Origin of the sequence: Kineosporia babensis, assembly GCF_021129305.1 — a bacterium.
GTDB lineage: Bacteria > Actinomycetota > Actinomycetes > Actinomycetales > Kineosporiaceae > Kineosporia > Kineosporia babensis.
In genome coordinates, this window is the sequence record NZ_JAJOMB010000022.1 from 34,791 (window position 1) to 50,679 (window position 15,889).

Annotated in this window: 13 protein-coding genes; 5 read left to right on the forward strand and 8 right to left on the reverse strand. The window is 70.6% G+C overall.

All coding sequences use genetic code 11. The features are described from left to right. Nucleotides 1-12: 12 nt before the first annotated feature. The 6 genes from LR394_RS31465 to mtrA form a co-directional block, all read right to left on the reverse strand. The gene (locus LR394_RS31465) at nucleotides 13-1,233 is read right to left on the reverse strand and encodes a winged helix-turn-helix domain-containing protein (RefSeq protein WP_269330111.1); all 1,221 of its coding nucleotides are present in this window, start codon (nucleotides 1,231-1,233) and stop codon (nucleotides 13-15) included. 140 nt (nucleotides 1,234-1,373) lie between these two features. Continuing rightward, nucleotides 1,374-2,123, reverse strand: coding sequence for a ribosome hibernation-promoting factor, HPF/YfiA family (hpf, locus tag LR394_RS43335; protein ID WP_231448250.1), 750 nt, complete (start codon nucleotides 2,121-2,123; stop codon nucleotides 1,374-1,376). 234 nt (nucleotides 2,124-2,357) lie between these two features. Further along, on the reverse strand, nucleotides 2,358-3,131 hold the full coding sequence (locus tag LR394_RS31475) for a ComF family protein (RefSeq protein ID WP_231448251.1): 774 nt from the start codon (nucleotides 3,129-3,131) through the stop codon (nucleotides 2,358-2,360). A gap of 410 nt (nucleotides 3,132-3,541) precedes the next feature. Further along, the gene (locus tag LR394_RS31480) at nucleotides 3,542-5,437 is read right to left on the reverse strand and encodes an LpqB family beta-propeller domain-containing protein (protein ID WP_231448252.1); all 1,896 of its coding nucleotides are present in this window, start codon (nucleotides 5,435-5,437) and stop codon (nucleotides 3,542-3,544) included. Between the two features lie 59 nt (nucleotides 5,438-5,496). Continuing rightward, nucleotides 5,497-7,392: an MtrAB system histidine kinase MtrB gene (gene mtrB / locus LR394_RS31485; RefSeq protein WP_231448253.1), complete on the reverse strand. Its 1,896-nt coding sequence runs from the start codon at nucleotides 7,390-7,392 to the stop codon at nucleotides 5,497-5,499. A 2-nt stretch (nucleotides 7,393-7,394) separates the two neighbouring features. After that, the gene (mtrA, locus tag LR394_RS31490; RefSeq protein WP_231448372.1) at nucleotides 7,395-8,072 is read right to left on the reverse strand and encodes an MtrAB system response regulator MtrA; all 678 of its coding nucleotides are present in this window, start codon (nucleotides 8,070-8,072) and stop codon (nucleotides 7,395-7,397) included. A gap of 300 nt (nucleotides 8,073-8,372) precedes the next feature. Between mtrA and LR394_RS31495 the strand changes: the two genes are divergently transcribed. From LR394_RS31495 to LR394_RS42275, 5 genes are read left to right on the forward strand one after another with little or no spacing between them, the layout of a single operon-like run. Then, entirely contained in the window at nucleotides 8,373-9,803 is a 1,431-nt protein-coding gene (locus tag LR394_RS31495; RefSeq protein ID WP_231448254.1) for a hypothetical protein, read from the forward strand. Next, nucleotides 9,800-10,444 carry a DUF4129 domain-containing protein gene (locus LR394_RS31500; RefSeq protein WP_231448255.1) on the forward strand — a complete coding sequence of 215 codons (645 nt, stop codon included), beginning with the start codon at nucleotides 9,800-9,802 and terminating at the stop codon, nucleotides 10,442-10,444. The genes LR394_RS31495 and LR394_RS31500 overlap by 4 nt, the downstream gene beginning before the upstream one ends. Next, nucleotides 10,441-11,703 (forward strand): DUF4350 domain-containing protein, encoded by a 1,263-nt coding sequence (locus tag LR394_RS31505; protein ID WP_231448256.1) that lies wholly within the window; start codon nucleotides 10,441-10,443, stop codon nucleotides 11,701-11,703. The genes LR394_RS31500 and LR394_RS31505 overlap by 4 nt, the downstream gene beginning before the upstream one ends. Nucleotides 11,704-11,749: 46 nt before the next feature. Further along, entirely contained in the window at nucleotides 11,750-12,733 is a 984-nt protein-coding gene (locus LR394_RS31510; RefSeq protein WP_407937161.1) for an AAA family ATPase, read from the forward strand. Continuing rightward, the gene (locus LR394_RS42275; protein WP_331283118.1) at nucleotides 12,730-14,022 is read left to right on the forward strand and encodes a DUF58 domain-containing protein; all 1,293 of its coding nucleotides are present in this window, start codon (nucleotides 12,730-12,732) and stop codon (nucleotides 14,020-14,022) included. The genes LR394_RS31510 and LR394_RS42275 overlap by 4 nt, the downstream gene beginning before the upstream one ends. Before the next feature lie 227 nt (nucleotides 14,023-14,249). Here the strand turns inward: LR394_RS42275 and LR394_RS31525 are convergent, their stop codons facing one another. Next, nucleotides 14,250-14,822: a dienelactone hydrolase family protein gene (locus LR394_RS31525; RefSeq protein WP_231448258.1), complete on the reverse strand. Its 573-nt coding sequence runs from the start codon at nucleotides 14,820-14,822 to the stop codon at nucleotides 14,250-14,252. 36 nt (nucleotides 14,823-14,858) lie between these two features. Then, on the reverse strand, nucleotides 14,859-15,854 hold the full coding sequence (locus LR394_RS31530; RefSeq protein WP_231448259.1) for a stage II sporulation protein M: 996 nt from the start codon (nucleotides 15,852-15,854) through the stop codon (nucleotides 14,859-14,861). Nucleotides 15,855-15,889 lie beyond the last annotated feature (35 nt).

Sequence of the window (15,889 nt, forward strand, 5' to 3'; positions counted from 1 at the left end):
TGAAAGGTCGCCTCAGGAGCGGAACAGTTTGGTCAGGGCCGGGCCGAGATCCCCCTTCTTCTCGGCCTTCACACCGTCCAGCTCCAGCCACTGCGCCATCAGCCGCAGCTCGTCGGCGAGTTCACCGGCCACCGCCGCAGCCGGCACGCCGAGCTCGGAGTAGGCGGCCTTCACCAGCAACTGCCCGCCGCCCCCGGGAGCCCGGTCGGCCTTGAGGTCGACCCGGCCGACCAATTGGTCGCCGAGCAGGAAAGGCAGCACGTAGTAACCGAACTCCCGTTTCGCCGCCGGGGTGTAGATCTCCAGGCGCAGCCGGAAGTCCCAGAGCGCCTCGGTCCGCGGGCGTTCCCAGACCAGCGAGTCGAACGGGCTGAGCAGGGCCCGGGCGGTGATCCGGCGCGGGATCCGGGCGCCGGGGTGCAGATAGGCCTGCCTTCCCCAGCCGTCCACAGTCACCGGCAGCAGTTCCCCGGCCTCGACCAGATCCCGCACAGCGGCCTGCGACTCGGCCGGTTTGAGCCGGAAGTAGTCGCGCAGGCAGCGTTCGGTGGCCACACCCATCGCCCGGGCCGCGATCCGGACCAGTTCCCGCCGGGCGTCCTCGGGGTCCGGGTCGGGCGCGGCCGTCACCGCGCTGGGCAGCACCCGCTCGGGCAGGGCGTAGCGGCGCTCGAACTGCTGGGTACGGCCGGCCGAGGTGATCCGCCCGGCCCAGAACTGGTACTCGATGGCGCGTTTGACGTCGCTCCAGTTCCAGCCCCATTCACCGGTGCGTTCGCGGGGGCGGCCGTCGTCCAGGATCTTCTCGGCGGCCGAGGCGGTCAGCGGGCCGTGCCGGTCGACCACCTCGAGCACCTCCTCGAGCAGGTCGGCGCGATCGCGGGCGATGCGCTGCATCCCGCCCCAGGACTCGTGCGCGGCCCGGTCCATCCGCCAGCGCAGCAGCCGGTGGGTCTGCGGCGGGATGAACGAGGCCTCGTGCGCCCAGTACTCGACCATCCGGCGCGGAGCGTTGTTGGCCACCTTTTCCAGCAACGGACGTGGGTAGTCACCGAGGCGGCTGAACACCGGCAGGTAGTGGCTTCGGGAGAGCACGTTGACCGAGTCGATCTGCAGGATGCCCACGGTGTCGATGACCCGCTGCAGATGCCGGGCGGTGATCGGGCCCGACGGCCGTTCCACGCCGAAACCCTGGGCCGCCAGGGCGATCCGGCGAGCTTGGGCCAGACTCAGCCGCTCACGGGCGGGGCGGGCACCGGCTGACGCCGGAACGGCACCGCCCGCCGGGCCGGCGGTGGCCGGGCCCGGCGGGCGAGGACCGCTGGTTGCGGTCGGGCTTACGGAAGGTGCAGGGTCCGCTGCACTCGGGGCACTCAGGCCGTCGCTTCGGCCTCGGCCTCTGCGTCGACCGCCAGTCGGATCACGCCGTAGCTCCATCCGCGCCGACGATAGACCACCGACGGCTTGCCGCACGCGGCATCGACGAACAGGAAGAAATCGTGACCGACCAGTTCCATCTCGTAGAGCGCCTGGTCGATCGTCATCGGCGAGGCCGGATGGTCCTTGGTCCGGATCAGCACCGGGCTGTCGGCCAGTGCCTCGGCCCCCTCCGGCAGGTTCGCCCAGTCCATCGTGGCGGCGAAACCGTCTTCTTCCTCGGCCGCGTCGTCCAGCGGGGTGCGGACCGGGGCGCCGTTCAGGGCCGTGCCGTTGAGCCCTTCGACCGGGCGCTCGGCCAGGGCGATTCCGGCGTGGGCGATCGCGCTCGCCCGGCCGTTGGCGGTGGCCCCGCGCACCGTGGCGGGAGCGTGCCGGCCGTGATGCACCTTTTTCCGGTCGCTGGTGCGGCGCAGCCGCTCGAGCAGCTTGCCGAAGGCGATGTCGAGGGCGGAGAGCTCGTCCTGACCACAGGCCTCGGCCCGGATCACCGGCCCTCGGTCACGGACGGTTATCTCTACTCGCTCACACTGACTGGACTGACGGGGATTGCGCTCGTGGGACAGCTCGACGTCGATCCGAAAGGCGGTCGGACTGAGCTGGGACACCTTCGCCAGCTTCTCCTCGGCGATCCGCCGGAATCGGTCCGTAACCTCAACGTGCCGACCAGTAATCACGATGTCCACGAAGAATCCTCCTGTAGCCGTTGCTACGCCTCATGTGCCTGACCGAACGGGGCGGGTTCTCGATTAGTTCCGTCCGGCGGAATGGAGGCACCGGGCGCCTGAGCATCAATGGGGAATCGCCGGCCTAGGAAGCCGGCTGGTTGTCGACATCCTCCTTCCTGCAGTCCACGCGGAATTCGGCGCGTAGGGCGGAAGTGGCGACTGCCGTATCGCCGTGCGAAGAGGCTAGAGCAGCTATTCGGATGTGGATACCCCCTGTCGACGTAATGCCACCGTCAGGCCGCATACCCCGACGACCCGAGCACCCGCAGAAGTGAGCGCACGAGCCGCTTCGGCCACGGTTGCACCGGTCGTGACGACGTCATCGACGATGACGCAACCGCGTTGCAGGAGAGGAAAGCGCAGCCCCGGGCGAACGGCAAGTGCACCGGCAAGGTTTTTTCGGCGCGCCCGGCCCGAGAGTTCGCCCTGATCCTGGACATCCCGCCGATGCGTGAGAATCTCGGCAACGCTCGGCGGGGCGCCGTGACCGCCGGCTGCCCAGACCGAGCCCCCGCACCGGACCGCGCGGTGGGCCAGAGCCGCCACCAGGTTGCCGCCGCGTTTGCGCCGGGCCGCCGAGGTGGAGGGCACGGGCACCAGCAGCCAAGGCTCCGGCGGGGCCGCGCTGGCCTGCCGGCAGGCCAGCACCGCGGCCGCCAGACCTGCGCCGAACGGCCAGGTCAGGTCGTGCCGACCGCGCTCCTTCCAGGACACGACGAGCCGGGCCGAGGTGCCGCCGTAGGCCGTGACGCCCCAGACGCCCCAGCCCGGGGGCCAGCCGACCATCGGCTCGAAGAAGGCCGGGCCGGACACCACCCGCCGGCACGGCTCGCACAACTGCACGTCCGGAGCACCGCACCCGGCGCAGGTCGCGGGCCAGACCAGGCCGAGCCCGAGACGCCAGGCCGGCGGCCGGTTCCCGGCCGCGGGCGACGGGAAATTCACAGCTTTCGGTTCGAAAAGCATGTTTCCACCCTGCCGCGTTCACTACGGCCGATCTGCCGCATCGGCCGATCTGTGGATAAGGACGCCTTCGTGCCTACCTGTGGAATGTAGAACGGGCAGCCTTGGCGGCACTCGGGCCGAACGGCCGGAAAACCGCCGGGCATCCGGCCCGGGCCGAATCCGGATCCACTCGTTCGGCCCAATCCTGCGGAGCTTCCTGGCGGATCGGAACCGTTCGGCATTGCGCTCTTCACCGGGAAATCGAAGCCGGTTTCACCCACGATCACAGGCAGATCACAAAGCGTTCTGGCACTCAGGGCAGGGCCGATCACGGGACAATCACGGTCGTGCGCTGCGCACATTCCGATCAGCTGGCACCCAGGGTAATCCGGAGCATCCTCCGGACTTAACCGTAAGGACTCACGCCGCACTCAGCCCGGAAAAGCCGGCCACCGGGCACTGGAGATCTTCGCCCAGGTGGACCCCGAGCGTCCTTGTGTGTCGCTCGCCGTTCCCGCCACCAAAGAGGCGGGCCCGTCGCCCACCGCGATCGTCTGGGCACCGGTCACCGCCGTGATCGGCTGGATCCGCCCGCCGATCTCGACGATCCACGGGCGTTCCACCTCGGTCTGGATCTGCTCGTCGCCGCTGTTGGCGGCCCCGGCCTTGCGGCGGCCCAGCACCGCGACGTGACTCTCGTCCACCCAGGCCACGTCGCGCACGGTGACCAGGTCGGGTACCAGGCCCATCGGCTGAGTCAGCCGGGACGGGCGACCGTCGTCGTCCCGGACGATCCCGGTGATGAACACGTGCGGGGTGCCGCCGTCGGTGATGGCCAGCACCGCGCGGGTGCCGTCGCGGGAGACCCGCATGGCCTCGACCTCGAAACCTTCCAGCCAGGAAGCGTCCACGTCCACCCGTGACTCCTCCGACCGGGCGTCCGCCGCGTACGTGGCCTGTACTCCGGTGTCGCCGACCGTCCAGACCCAGCCCCGCGGGTCGAACGACGGAGCCGTCATTCCGCTGCCGCGCAGCTGGAACGTGCTGTCGGCGCCGGCCTCGGCCAGGAAGAGCCGGGTGCGATCGCTGGAGAGGGCGGCGAACCAGCCGCCGTCGTAGGACACTGCGGGGTAGGTGAGTCCGTAGACCGAGTTGTACTGGGTGAGTGCCTCGAGCCCTTCCACCACCTCGTTGCCTTCAACCGCAAGGCGGACCACCCGTCCCTTGGTGTCGATGCCGACAGCTGCGGCACCGACCGAGGGGTCCACGACCGGACGAGGGCCGGAGTCCTGCGGGATGTTGAAGGTGACCTGATCGACCGTGATCCGGACCGAGGAGATGTTCGGCAACTGGCCCAGCGTGGTCTGCAACTGGGCCAGCATGAGTTGTCGCTGCCGGTCGTCGGCATCCCGGGCCGGGCTGGTCAGGTCCACTGTGGCGGTGCCGTTCTCCACCGTCACCGCGCTCACCGACATGTCCGTGCCGATCGGGACGCTGGAGGCCACCGCGTCCTCCAGCCAGTCCGGCGGCCCCTCCAGCAGGGCCCGGACCAGAGTGGTGGGCAGTTCCGGGGAGCCGGGCGCACTGGGGAACCAGTGGGGGGCCGGCACCAGGTATTCACCGGACGGGTCGGGGAAGTAGACCTCGTACGGCTTGAACGTGACGCTGAAGTCGTTGCGGGTGATCAGGATTCCGTCGTCGAGCGAGTTGATCCGCCAGTGGCCGTCGTCCATCCGGACCAGTCCGAAGTAGCGCTGCTCGACCTTGGCTCCGGGCGCCACCACGCTGTAGCGGCCGCTGCTGTCCACCTCCGCGATCGCAGGGGTACGAACCACTACCTCGGCTACTTCTCGATCGGTGCTCCCTGCGGCCCGGGCGACTCCGGGGGCAGCGGTGGAGGCGGGGGTGGCACTGGTGGGCGTCCCGGCCGTCGATGCGCTGGGGGTAGCCGCTTCCTGCTCCGGGATCTCAGCGCCGTCGCTGAGCTGACGGGTGGTCAGCGTGGTCAGCGAGCGGAAGACCGTGGCCGAAGTGTCCGGCCGCCAGACCAGGCGACGCTCCGGGCTGAGGAAACTCCGGGCGACGGCGTGGTCGTCGCTGTAGGTCGCACTGGCGGCCAGGAAACCACGCACCACCTCGACCGGGGTCTGCCCGGCCTTCGGGCCTTCCGCGGCGAGCCGGAAGACCCCCTCGAGCGGATCGTCGTTCACCACGTCGCCGCTGACCACCGGGCCGTGGTCGGGAATCGTCGCGCAGCCGCTCAGCCCCAGCATCGCGACCAGGGTGAGCACCAGCAGGGTCTTCGCCCGAAGCCGGTCGACGCTCACCGGACGTCCCCCGCCGACGGGACCACCCCGTCCATTGTTGGAAAAGCCGTGCGCCATCACTACGGTTGCGACCCCACTTCGGGCTCCTCGAGCTGCCCCTCGATCTCGGGGCCCGCGGTCAGCGCCGGCAGCGATCCGGTCTCCTGGCCGAGATGCGGCACCAGGGGCAGCGGCGATCCGACCAGCAGCGCGCCGACCTTCTTGGGCAGCGTGAGCCGGAACACCGCCCCGACGCCGGGCTCGCCCCACACCTGCAGCCAGCCTCCGTGCAGGTGCGCGTCCTCCTGGGAGATGGACAGCCCCAGGCCGGTACCGCCGATGGTTCTGGCCCGGGCCGGATCGGCCCGCCAGAAACGGTTGAAAACCATGCTCAGTTCTTCGGAGCTGAGCCCGACCCCATGGTCGCGTACCGCGATCGCCACGGCATCGGCCGATTCGGCCACCTGCACCTCGATCGGACGGCCCTCACCGTGCTCGATCGCGTTGCCGACCAGGTTGCGCACCACCCGTTCCACCCGGCGGGAGTCGATCTGGGCAACGCAGGGTTGCAACGACAGCTGCAGGACGATGGTGCTGCCCTTGCGCTCGGCCAGCGGCAGCAGGTTGTCCACCACCCGCTCGGCCACCTCGCGCACGTCGGCCGAGTCCACGTCCAGCACCGCGGCGCCGGCGTCGAACCGGCTGATCTCCAGCAGGTCGCCGAGCAGCAGCTCGAACCGGTCGACCTGGGCCTGCAGCAGCTCCGCACTGCGGCGCAGGATCGGGTCGCCGAGGTCGTCACGGCTCTCGTGGATGACCTCGCTGGCCATCCGGATCGTGGTCAGCGGGGTGCGCAGCTCGTGCGAGACGTCCGAGACGAACCGGCGCTGGACCCGGGAGAGCTCCTCGAGCTGGTGGATCTGCCGTTCCAGGCTGGCCGCCATCCCGTTGAACGCCCGCCCCAGCCGGGCGATGTCGTCCTGACCGCGCACCTTCATCCGCCGGTCCAGCCGCCCGGAGGCCAGCTGCTCGGCGGTCTTGGCAGCCTGCCGGATCGGGGTGACCACCTGCCGGGTGATCACGTAGGCCACGCCACCGACCAGCAGCACCAGACCCAGGCCGGAGGGCAGCAGGGTGCCCCGGACCAGGTCGAGGATCTGGTTCTCGCGTTCCAGCGGGAAGACGAAGTAGAGCTCGTAGTCGCCGGAGAGCGGGATGTTGATGATCGTGCCGACCGCGAGGGCCGGCTCCCGTTCACCGCTGCTGGTGGGGACCGTGGTGATCTGCGACTGCTGGCGGCCGCGGGAGTTCACCGCATCGCGCAGGGTCTGCGGGATCACGTCGAAGGGGATGCCGCGGGTGGCCCGGTCCTTCAGCTCGGTGGGCTGGGTGGAGCGCTGGGCCCGGCGCAGCACGACCTCGCGGTTGTCCGGCCCGTCCGGCCCCTGGAGCTGGGCCAGGAGGTCGTTGATGTCGCTCTCCTGGCGCGCCGGGTCCTGGTAGTCGTTGGCCGCGAGAAGTTTGTTGGCGTCCTGGGTGAGCGCCGCGGCCTCGGCCATCGCGGTCTCGGTGCGGGAGTCGATCAGGCCGTCGCGGATCCGCATCAGCAGGAAGTTGCCGACCACCAGCACCACGCCGAGGCCGAGCAGCATGGTGGTGGCGACCACGCGCAGCCGCATCGAGCGGCTCCAGCGCCGCCGGATCTTCTTGAGCAGCTTCTTGATCCGGGACAGCACCGAGCGCCGGATCCGGCCGGTGAGCCGGCGGACCGGGCCGCGGGGCCGGGGCGGTTCGGGAGCCCGGATCGCAATCACCGACGACGGCGAGGCTGCCTTGGGCTTGGGAGCCTTGTTCTTGGGTGCACCGGACTTGGGCGCACCGGCTTTGGGCGCACCGGCCTTGGCGGCTGGGCCGCCCTTACCGCGGCCGGGCCGGGCCGGCTCCCCCGTGCTCGTGCCCGCCGGGCCCTCGGCCATGGTTAGGCCGGTCCGGCCTTGTAACCGACGCCGCGCACGGTGACCACGATCTCCGGCCGCTCCGGGTCCTTCTCGATCTTCGAGCGCAGCCGCTGCACGTGCACGTTCACCAGCCGGGTGTCGGCCGCGTGCCGGTAACCCCAGACCTGCTCCAGCAGCACCTCGCGGGTGAACACCTGCCAGGGCTTGCGGGCCAGGGCGACCAGCAGGTCGAACTCCAGCGGGGTCAGCGAGATCACCTCACCGGCGCGGCGCACCACGTGACCGGCCACGTCGATCGACACCTCGCCGATCTCCAGGGCCTCCGGCGCCGGCTCCTCGGTCCGCCGCAGCCGGGCCCGGACCCGGGCGACCAGCTCCTTGGGCTTGAACGGCTTGACCATGTAGTCGTCCGCCCCCGACTCCAGGCCGAGCACCACGTCCACGGTGTCGGTCTTGGCGGTGAGCATGACGATGGGCACGCCCGACTCCGCGCGGATCAGGCGGCAGACCTCGATGCCGTCCTTGCCCGGCAGCATCAGGTCGAGCAGCACCAGATCCGGCCGGGTGGCGCGGAACGCCTCCAGCGCACCACCCCCGTCGGCACAGAAAACCGGCTCGAACCCCTCGCCCCGCAGGACGATCCCGAGCATCTCGGACAGCGCATTGTCGTCATCGACGACGAGAACCCGGCCTCTCATGGGGGACATGTTGTCAAACACCTGGGTCAAACCACGAAACGGGCTCCTCGTTCTTCGGCCGCCGGGGGATCTCTCGGCCGCCCTGCTCTGCCCCGACATGCCAGGATGAACCCCAGGACGGGGATCTTCGTTGTGGTCCCTGGAACGCGGTACCGGCGGCGGTGTGGAGCGAACGGGAGGGGTTGTCGGGTGTCCGATCAACCGGGTGGATGGACGGGTCCCGGCGGCGAACCGGAGAAGCGGCCCGGTCCCCTGCCTCCCGAAAACGGCTCCGACCAGGGCGAACAGCGTAAGGACGAGGTGGCTGGCACACCTGGTGACGGCCCGGTGGCGGGCCCGCCCGGGTGGGGGCAGGCGCCCAACCCGCACGAGCAGCAGGCCCAGGCCGGCTGGGGAGCGCCGCCTTCGGGATGGGGCCAGGCTCCTGGCGCCGGGCAGTCGCCCCCGGCGGGTCCCGGGCCGCAGGGGTGGAACTCTCCTCCCGGGTCGCCGCAGTACGGCGGTAACGCTCCGGGCCAGCCGCAGTGGGGTGGCAATGCACCGGGGCAGTCGCAGGGCTGGAACGGGCCGCCGCCGCAGCCGGGGTATGCGCCGCAGCCTGGGTACAACGGTCCCCCTCCGCCCGGCTGGGACGGGTCCCAGCAGCAGGGCTGGGGCGGACCTCAGCAACCGGGCTGGAACGTGCCTGGGCAACCGGGCGGCTGGGGTGCTCCCCCGCAGCAGGGCGGCTGGGGTAGCCCGGCCCCCGGGCAGCCGGGCTGGCAGCGCGGCATGGGGCGGGGCGCGGGCATCATCCCGCTGCGACCGCTGAGCATCGGCGAGATCTACGACGGCGCGATCCGGGTCATCCGGTCCAACCCGCGCACCATGGTGGGGCTGGCGGCCGTGGTCGGCGCGATCATCACGCTGATCGGCACCGTGCCCCAGGCCTTCGCCCTGAACACCATCGTCAACAGCCCGATCAGCACCGCGCCGGAGAGCGCCGAGATCAGCAACAGCGACCTGGCCGAGCTGATCGGGGCCGGCGGGATCACCATCCTGATCGCCATGGTCCAGTCCTTGCTGGCCACCACCATCATCACCGGTCTGCTGATCGTCGCGGTCGGGGCGGCGGTGCGCGGGGAGACTCTGGCCCCGGGCGCGCTCTGGCAGCGCACCCGGCCCCGGCTGTGGGCCCTGCTCGGGCTGGCGCTGCTGCTGCTGGTGATCGCCCCGCTGATCATCGCCCTGGGGGTGGCGCCGGGCCTGATCCTGCTGCTCGCCCTGGACGGCGCCGAGGTCGTCGGGGCGATCGTGCTGATCGTCGGCATGCTCCTGAGCTTCGTCGCCTATCTGGCCTTCTACCTGGGTTTCTGGTCGGTGGCGGCACCCGCGCTGCTGCTCGAGAACCTGGGTGTGGCCGCGGCCCTGCGCCGCTCGTTCGGGCTGGTGCGCGGGACGTTCTGGCGGGTCTTCGGGATCACCCTGCTCACCGCCGTGATCACCTACATCGTGCAGCAGATCTTCTCGGTGCCGTTCAGCGTGATCGGGGTGCTGCTGGCCGGGGTGGCCGACTTCTCCGGTGCTTCCGGGGAGCTCGTGCAACTGCTGATCACCAACATCGGCACGATCATGGCCGGGGCCGTGGTCTACCCGTTCACCGCCGGCGCGGTCGCGTTGCTCTATCTCGACCTGCGGATGCGGCGTGAGGGCATGGACGTCGAGGTGCTGCGCTCGGAGCAGCCCCGGTGAACTGGCTCCTGACCGAGGTACCGCTCGACCCGGACCGGCAGCAGGCGCGGCAGTGGATGCTCGAGGAGCTCTCGCGCCGGGAGTACCAGGACGCCCGGCCGAGCCTGATCGAGCGGGCACTGGAGTGGGTCCAGGACAAGTTCGACAACCTGCAGCCGGGTTTCGACTCCCCGGTGCAGATCACCGTGACGGTGCTGGCGGTGCTGGCGGTGATCGCTGCGGTGTTCGCGATCTGGTACTCCGGCGGTATTCGGCGCCAGTACCGGCGTAAGGCTGCGGCGGTGTTGCCGGCCTATGTCACCACCGCCGCCGATCACCGGTCCGCGGCTGACCGGCACGCCGCTCAGGGAGAGTGGGCCGACGCGGTGCTGGAGCGGTTCCGGGCGGTTGCCCGCGAGCTGTCCGAGCGTGCGCTGGTTTCGGCCTCCCCCGGGGCTACTGCGGCTGAGGTAGCGCGCGACGGTGGGGCGGCGGTGCCTGGGTTGGCGGGGGAACTGCTTACTGCGGCACGGCATTTTGACGACGTCTGCTACGGGCATCTGGAGCTGACGGAGTCAGCGGGGCCGGAGGTGGACCGATTCCTTCGGGAGCTGGACGAGAAGGTGCGCAGCGCCAAGGCGGAGCCGGTGGTGCCGGCATGACCCAGCCACCCACCCAGACCACGGTGGAAGCGCCGGCGACCACCCCGTCCGTAATTCAGGATCTGCGTGCTCTGGCCATCCGCTCGCGCTGGCCGCTGGCCGTTGCAGTGGTCATCGCGCTCTCGGTCGCCGTGGTCGCGCTGACCGTGCCCACCTCCTCGGACGGACGCCGGCTCAGCCCGGCCAACCCCGCGCCGGAAGGCAGCCGCGGTCTGGCCCAGGTGCTTCAGCGGCAGGGGGTGGAAGTGATCCAGGCAGAACGCTCCACCGCAGTCACCGAGGCCACCACGCCGAACAGCACCCTGGTCGTCACCGACACCAAGCTGCTGGCTCCGGAGCAGCTCGACCGTCTGGCCCGCGACGACGCGTCCCGCCTGATTCTGATCGAGCCGGACGAGCTGACCCTGAGTGTGCTTGCCCCGCAGGTACGTACCGCCGGCTACAGCAATCGCCTGGACGTGCGCGACCCTCGCTGCTCGATCGAGGCCGCCGTCACCGCCGGAGCCGTACGGGGAGGCGGAAATCTGTACGCGCGCTCCGGTGGCGCCTCCGAGGGCGGGGTCGCCATCTGTTACCCCCAGTCCGATTCGGACGACACCTCGGACGTGGACAGCGCTACCGATCGCGGCACGTACGTGGTCACCGTGTCAGGGGGCAAGCAGATCATCGTGATCGGTCAGTCCGACCTGATCACCAACGAGTACCTGCCCGCCGGCGGCAACGCCGCGCTGGCCCTGCACACCTTCGGCGCGCAGCCCGAACTGGTCTGGTACATGCCCGATCCGCTGGAAGTGGTCGGCTCCGGGCAGCGGCAGTCGATCGACGAACTGGCGCCGGACTGGGTGGTGTGGGTGCTGATCCAGATCGGTCTGATCACCCTGCTGGCGATGTTCTGGCGGGCCCGGCGTTTCGGTCGCCTGGTCGGCGAACCGCTGCCGGTGATCGTCCGGGCGGCCGAGACCCAGGAGGGCCGGGCCCGGCTGTATCGGCAGTTCCACGCCCGCGGCCGTGCCGCCGCCACCTTGCGTACCGCCACCCTCCGGCGTCTGGCCAGCCGGATCGCTGCCTCCCCGGGCATTACGCCGGAACAGCTGGTCGTCCAGGTGGCGGCCCGGACCGGCGGCAACCAGTACGAGATCGGGCAGGCTCTGATCGGTCCCACCCCCGGCAGTGACGGCGAACTGGTCGAACTGGCCGATCGGCTGGACCAGATCGAACGTGCCGCCGGCGTCGTGCCCTCCCCCACCCGCAACCGTTGAACTCCTCACGATCTGAGAGGCTCGCCTCGTGACCGACTACCCGACCGTGTACCCGGACACCGACCAGCAGCACGGCGACGCCGAGACCGCCCGGGAGGCGCTGAACCGGGTGCGCAACGAAGTGCGCAAGGCCGTGGTGGGCCAGGACGACGCGGTGGCCGGGCTGGTGATCGCGCTGCTGTGCCGGGGCCACATCCTGCTCGAGGGGGTGCCCGGGGTCGCCAAGACCCTGCTGGTGCGCTCGATCTCGGCGGCGCTGCACCTGGAGACCAGCCGGGTGCAGTTCACCCCCGACCTGATGCCCGGCGACGTGACCGGCTCGCTGGTCTACGACAACCGCAGCGGCGAGTTCTCGTTCCGCAACGGCCCGGTCTTCACCAACCTGCTGCTGGCCGACGAGATCAACCGGACGCCGCCGAAGACCCAGGCCGCGCTGCTCGAGGCGATGGAAGAACGCCAGGTCAGCGTGGACGGCCAGGCCCGTAAGCTGCCCGACCCGTTCGTCGTGGCGGCCACCCAGAACCCGGTCGAGTACGAGGGCACCTACCCACTGCCCGAGGCGCAGCTGGACCGCTTCCTGCTCAAGGTGCACATGCAGCTGCCCCCGCGTGACGTGGAGCTTGAGGTGCTGGCCCGGCACGCCGCCGGTTTCGACCCGCGAGACCTGGCCGCGGCCGGGGTACAGGCGGTGGCGGGCCCGGCCGATCTGGCCGCCGCCACCCGGGCGGTGCGTACCGTCGAGGTGAGCCGTGAGGTGATGGGGTACATCGTCGACGTCGTGCAGGCCACGCGTTCCTCGCCTTCCCTGGCGCTCGGAGTCTCCCCTCGTGGTGCCACTGGTCTGCTGAACACCTCGCGGGCCTGGGCCTGGATGCAGGGGCGGCCGTACGTCACCCCGGATGACGTGAAGGCGCTGGCCCCGGCCACTTTGCGGCACCGGATGCAGCTTCGCCCGGAGGCCGAACTGGAGGGCCTGACCACCGACGGCGTGCTGAACACCGTGCTCGCCAGCGTTCCCGTTCCCCGGTGACGATCAGTGGGCGCGCGGTGCTTCTGGCCGCGGTCGGCCTGATTCCGGTTGTTCTGTGGCCGGGCTGGGGATCGTTGCTGGGCTGGGCCGGGCTGCTCGCCGTGGTCGTGCTGGCCGATCTGCTGCTCGCCGGATCGCCGCGGGCTCTGCGGGTGCGGCGGGAACCGGTGGCCACGGTCCGGCTCGGCACCGCCACCACCGCGTCGTTCGTGCTGACGAATGCGGGCCGGCGCACGGTGCGCGGTTCGCTGCGGGATGCCTGGCAGCCCTCGGCCGGGGCTGCGCTCGACCGTCACCCGGTGGACCTTCCGGCCGGACAGAGCCGTCGCTTGGTCACCACGCTGAGTCCTACCCGCCGTGGTGACCGCCGGGCCGGAGAAGTGACGGTGCGCAGCTTCGGTCCGCTCGGTGTCGCGGCCCGCCAGTTCTCGCTGCCGGCGCCCGGAACTGCGCGTGTGCTGCCACCTTTTGGCTCGCGCAAGCATCTGCCCAGCAAGCTTGCGCAGTTGCGTGAACTGGACGGCCGTACCTCGCTGCGGGTGCGCGGGCAGGGCACCGAGTTCGATTCGCTGCGTGATTACGTGGGCGGCGACGATGTGCGGTCGATCGACTGGCGGGCCACGGCCCGGCGGGGAGCGGTGGTCGTGCGTACCTGGCGCCCGGAGCGTGACCGCCGGGTGCTGCTGGTGCTGGACACCTCGCGCACCTCGGCCGCCCGGGTGGGTGACGAGCCGCGGCTGGATGCGGCCATGGATGCTGCGTTGTTGCTGGCTGCGCTGGCTTCCCGGGCGGGCGACCGGGTGGATCTGCTGGCCATGGACCGCCGGGTGCGGGCTCGGGTGGAAGGGGCCAGCCGCAGCGATCTGCTGCCGCGTCTGGTGACTGCCATGGCCCCGGTGGAGGCGGATCTGGTGGAGGCGGACTGGCCGGCCATTGTGTCGACGGTGCTTTCGCGGACGTCGCAGCGGGCACTGGTGGTGCTGCTGACTTCGCTGGAGGGTGCGGCGATTGAGGAAGGGCTGATGCCGGTGATCGGTCAGCTCTGCACGCGGCATCGGGTGGTGGTGGCCTCGGTGGCCGATCCGCAGATGGCGGCCATGGCCGACGGACGTGGTGACGCGTATGCGGTCTACGGGGCGGCGGCGGCCGGACGGGCCGAGTTGGACCGTACGGCAACCACTGCCGAGCTGCGGCGGATGGGCGTGGATGTGGTGGACGCTTCGCCTGAGGATCTGCCGCCGCAACTGGCCGACCGGTATCTGGCCCTGAAGGCCGCCGGCCTGCTCTGAGCCAGACCTCCTGGGCCCAGCGCGCTCTTGGGGTGCTCCGAACCCGGCCCGCGTCAGGCACTCCGAACCCAGCCCGCGTCAGGCACTCCGAACCCGGCTCACGTCAGGCACTCCGAACCCGGCTCACGTCAGGCACTCCGAACCCGGCTCACGTCAGGCACTCCGAACCCGGCTCACGTCAGGCACTCCGAGCCCGGCTCGCGTCGGGTGTTCTGCGCCCGGCCGGGCTAGACCGTTGTGAGGAAGGCCAGTACTCGCTCGGTGAGCAGCCCGGCAGCCGACTCGTCGTACTCCCCCAGGCTGGCGTCGGCGAAAAGGTGCGCCGAGCCCGGGTAGACGAATACCTCGGCCCGGCCCTGCGAGTCGGTCGCGAAACTCTTCGCCGCGGCCAGGTCGCCCGAGTCCGCGAACTCCGGGTCGGCGTTCATACCGTGGATCTGCGCCGGAATGCCCGGCCAGGTACCGAACTCGGACGGCGGCACGAAACCGCTCAGGAACAGCGCCCCCACCGCGCCGGGCCGGGTGGTGGCGAGCTTGGCCACCGGCAGAACGCCGAGCGAGAACCCGGCGTACACCACGTTCTCGGGCACGGCCTGGGCCGCCTGCACACCGCGCTCGAGCACCGTGTCGAAGCCCAGTGAACGGGCGTGGTTCACCCCTTCGTCCAGCCCGGAGAACGTTTTGCCCTCGTACAGATCCGGGGTGTGCACGGTGTGCCCGGCCTGCTGAACTACCTGCGCGAATTCCAGCACCCCGGACGTGAGCCCCTGGGCATGGTGGAACAGAAGAACCTCGGCCATTGCTCGCTCCCCTCGAACATATGTACGATCTACGGCTCAGCCTGCCACAGGCCGCACGTCTCCCGCCAATTCAGCTGCCAGATCGCCGGTTTCACCGGCTTGTGCAGCCGGTTTACCGAAGCGCCAGATGTACCCGACGAACACCGCCCAGACCACGAACCCGATCGCGATGCGGGCCCAGGTGGGCAACGGGGACGGGGTCACGAACGCCTCGACCACGCCCGAGACCAGCAGCACCACGACCAGGCCGATCGCGATCGTCACCATCGCCCGGCCCTCCTCACCGACCGCCCGGGCCCGGGTGCGGGCTCCCGGGTCGACCCAGGCCCAGAACACCTTGAGCCCGGCCCCGGCGGCGACGAAGACGGCGGTCAGCTCGAGCAGGCCGTGCGGGGTGATCAGGCCGAAGAACAGGCCCAGCCGGTCGTTCGCGGCCATCAGCCCGGCGGTCAGGCCGAGGTTGAGCGCGTTCTGCGCCAGCACCCAGACCACACCGATCCCGGTGATGCCGAGGACGAAGCACAGCGCCGCCACCCAGGCGTTGTTGGTCCAGACCTGGACCGCGAAGCCCGAGGCGGCGTTCTCCGAGTAGTAGTTCTCGAAGTCGTTGTTCACCAGTTGCTGGATCTGCTGCTCGGTGCCGAAGGCGGCCTGCACCTCGGGGTTGGCGGCGACCCAGACCGCGACCACGAAGGAGACCAGGACGGTCCCGGCCGTGGCGCCGAGTGCCCACCAGCGGGAGCGGTAGACGGCGGCGGGGAACGAGACTGCGGCCATCCGGGCGAACTCCCGCAGCAGCGGCTCGTTGCCGCCCGAGATCGCGGTGCGGGCCCGGGCCACCGTTCCGGACAGCCGGGCCACCAGGCCGGCGTCGGGTGAGAACGAACGCACCACGGACAGGTGGGTGGCCGCCCGCTGGTACAGCAGCACCATCTCGTCCACCTCGGCGCCGGACAGCCGGCGCCGCTTCGTCAGCCGGTCCAGCCGGTCCCAGTCGGCCGAGTGCACCGCGACGAAGGCATCCAAGTCCACAGCCCTGAGACTAGGTCATGTTTTGAAGTTCCATG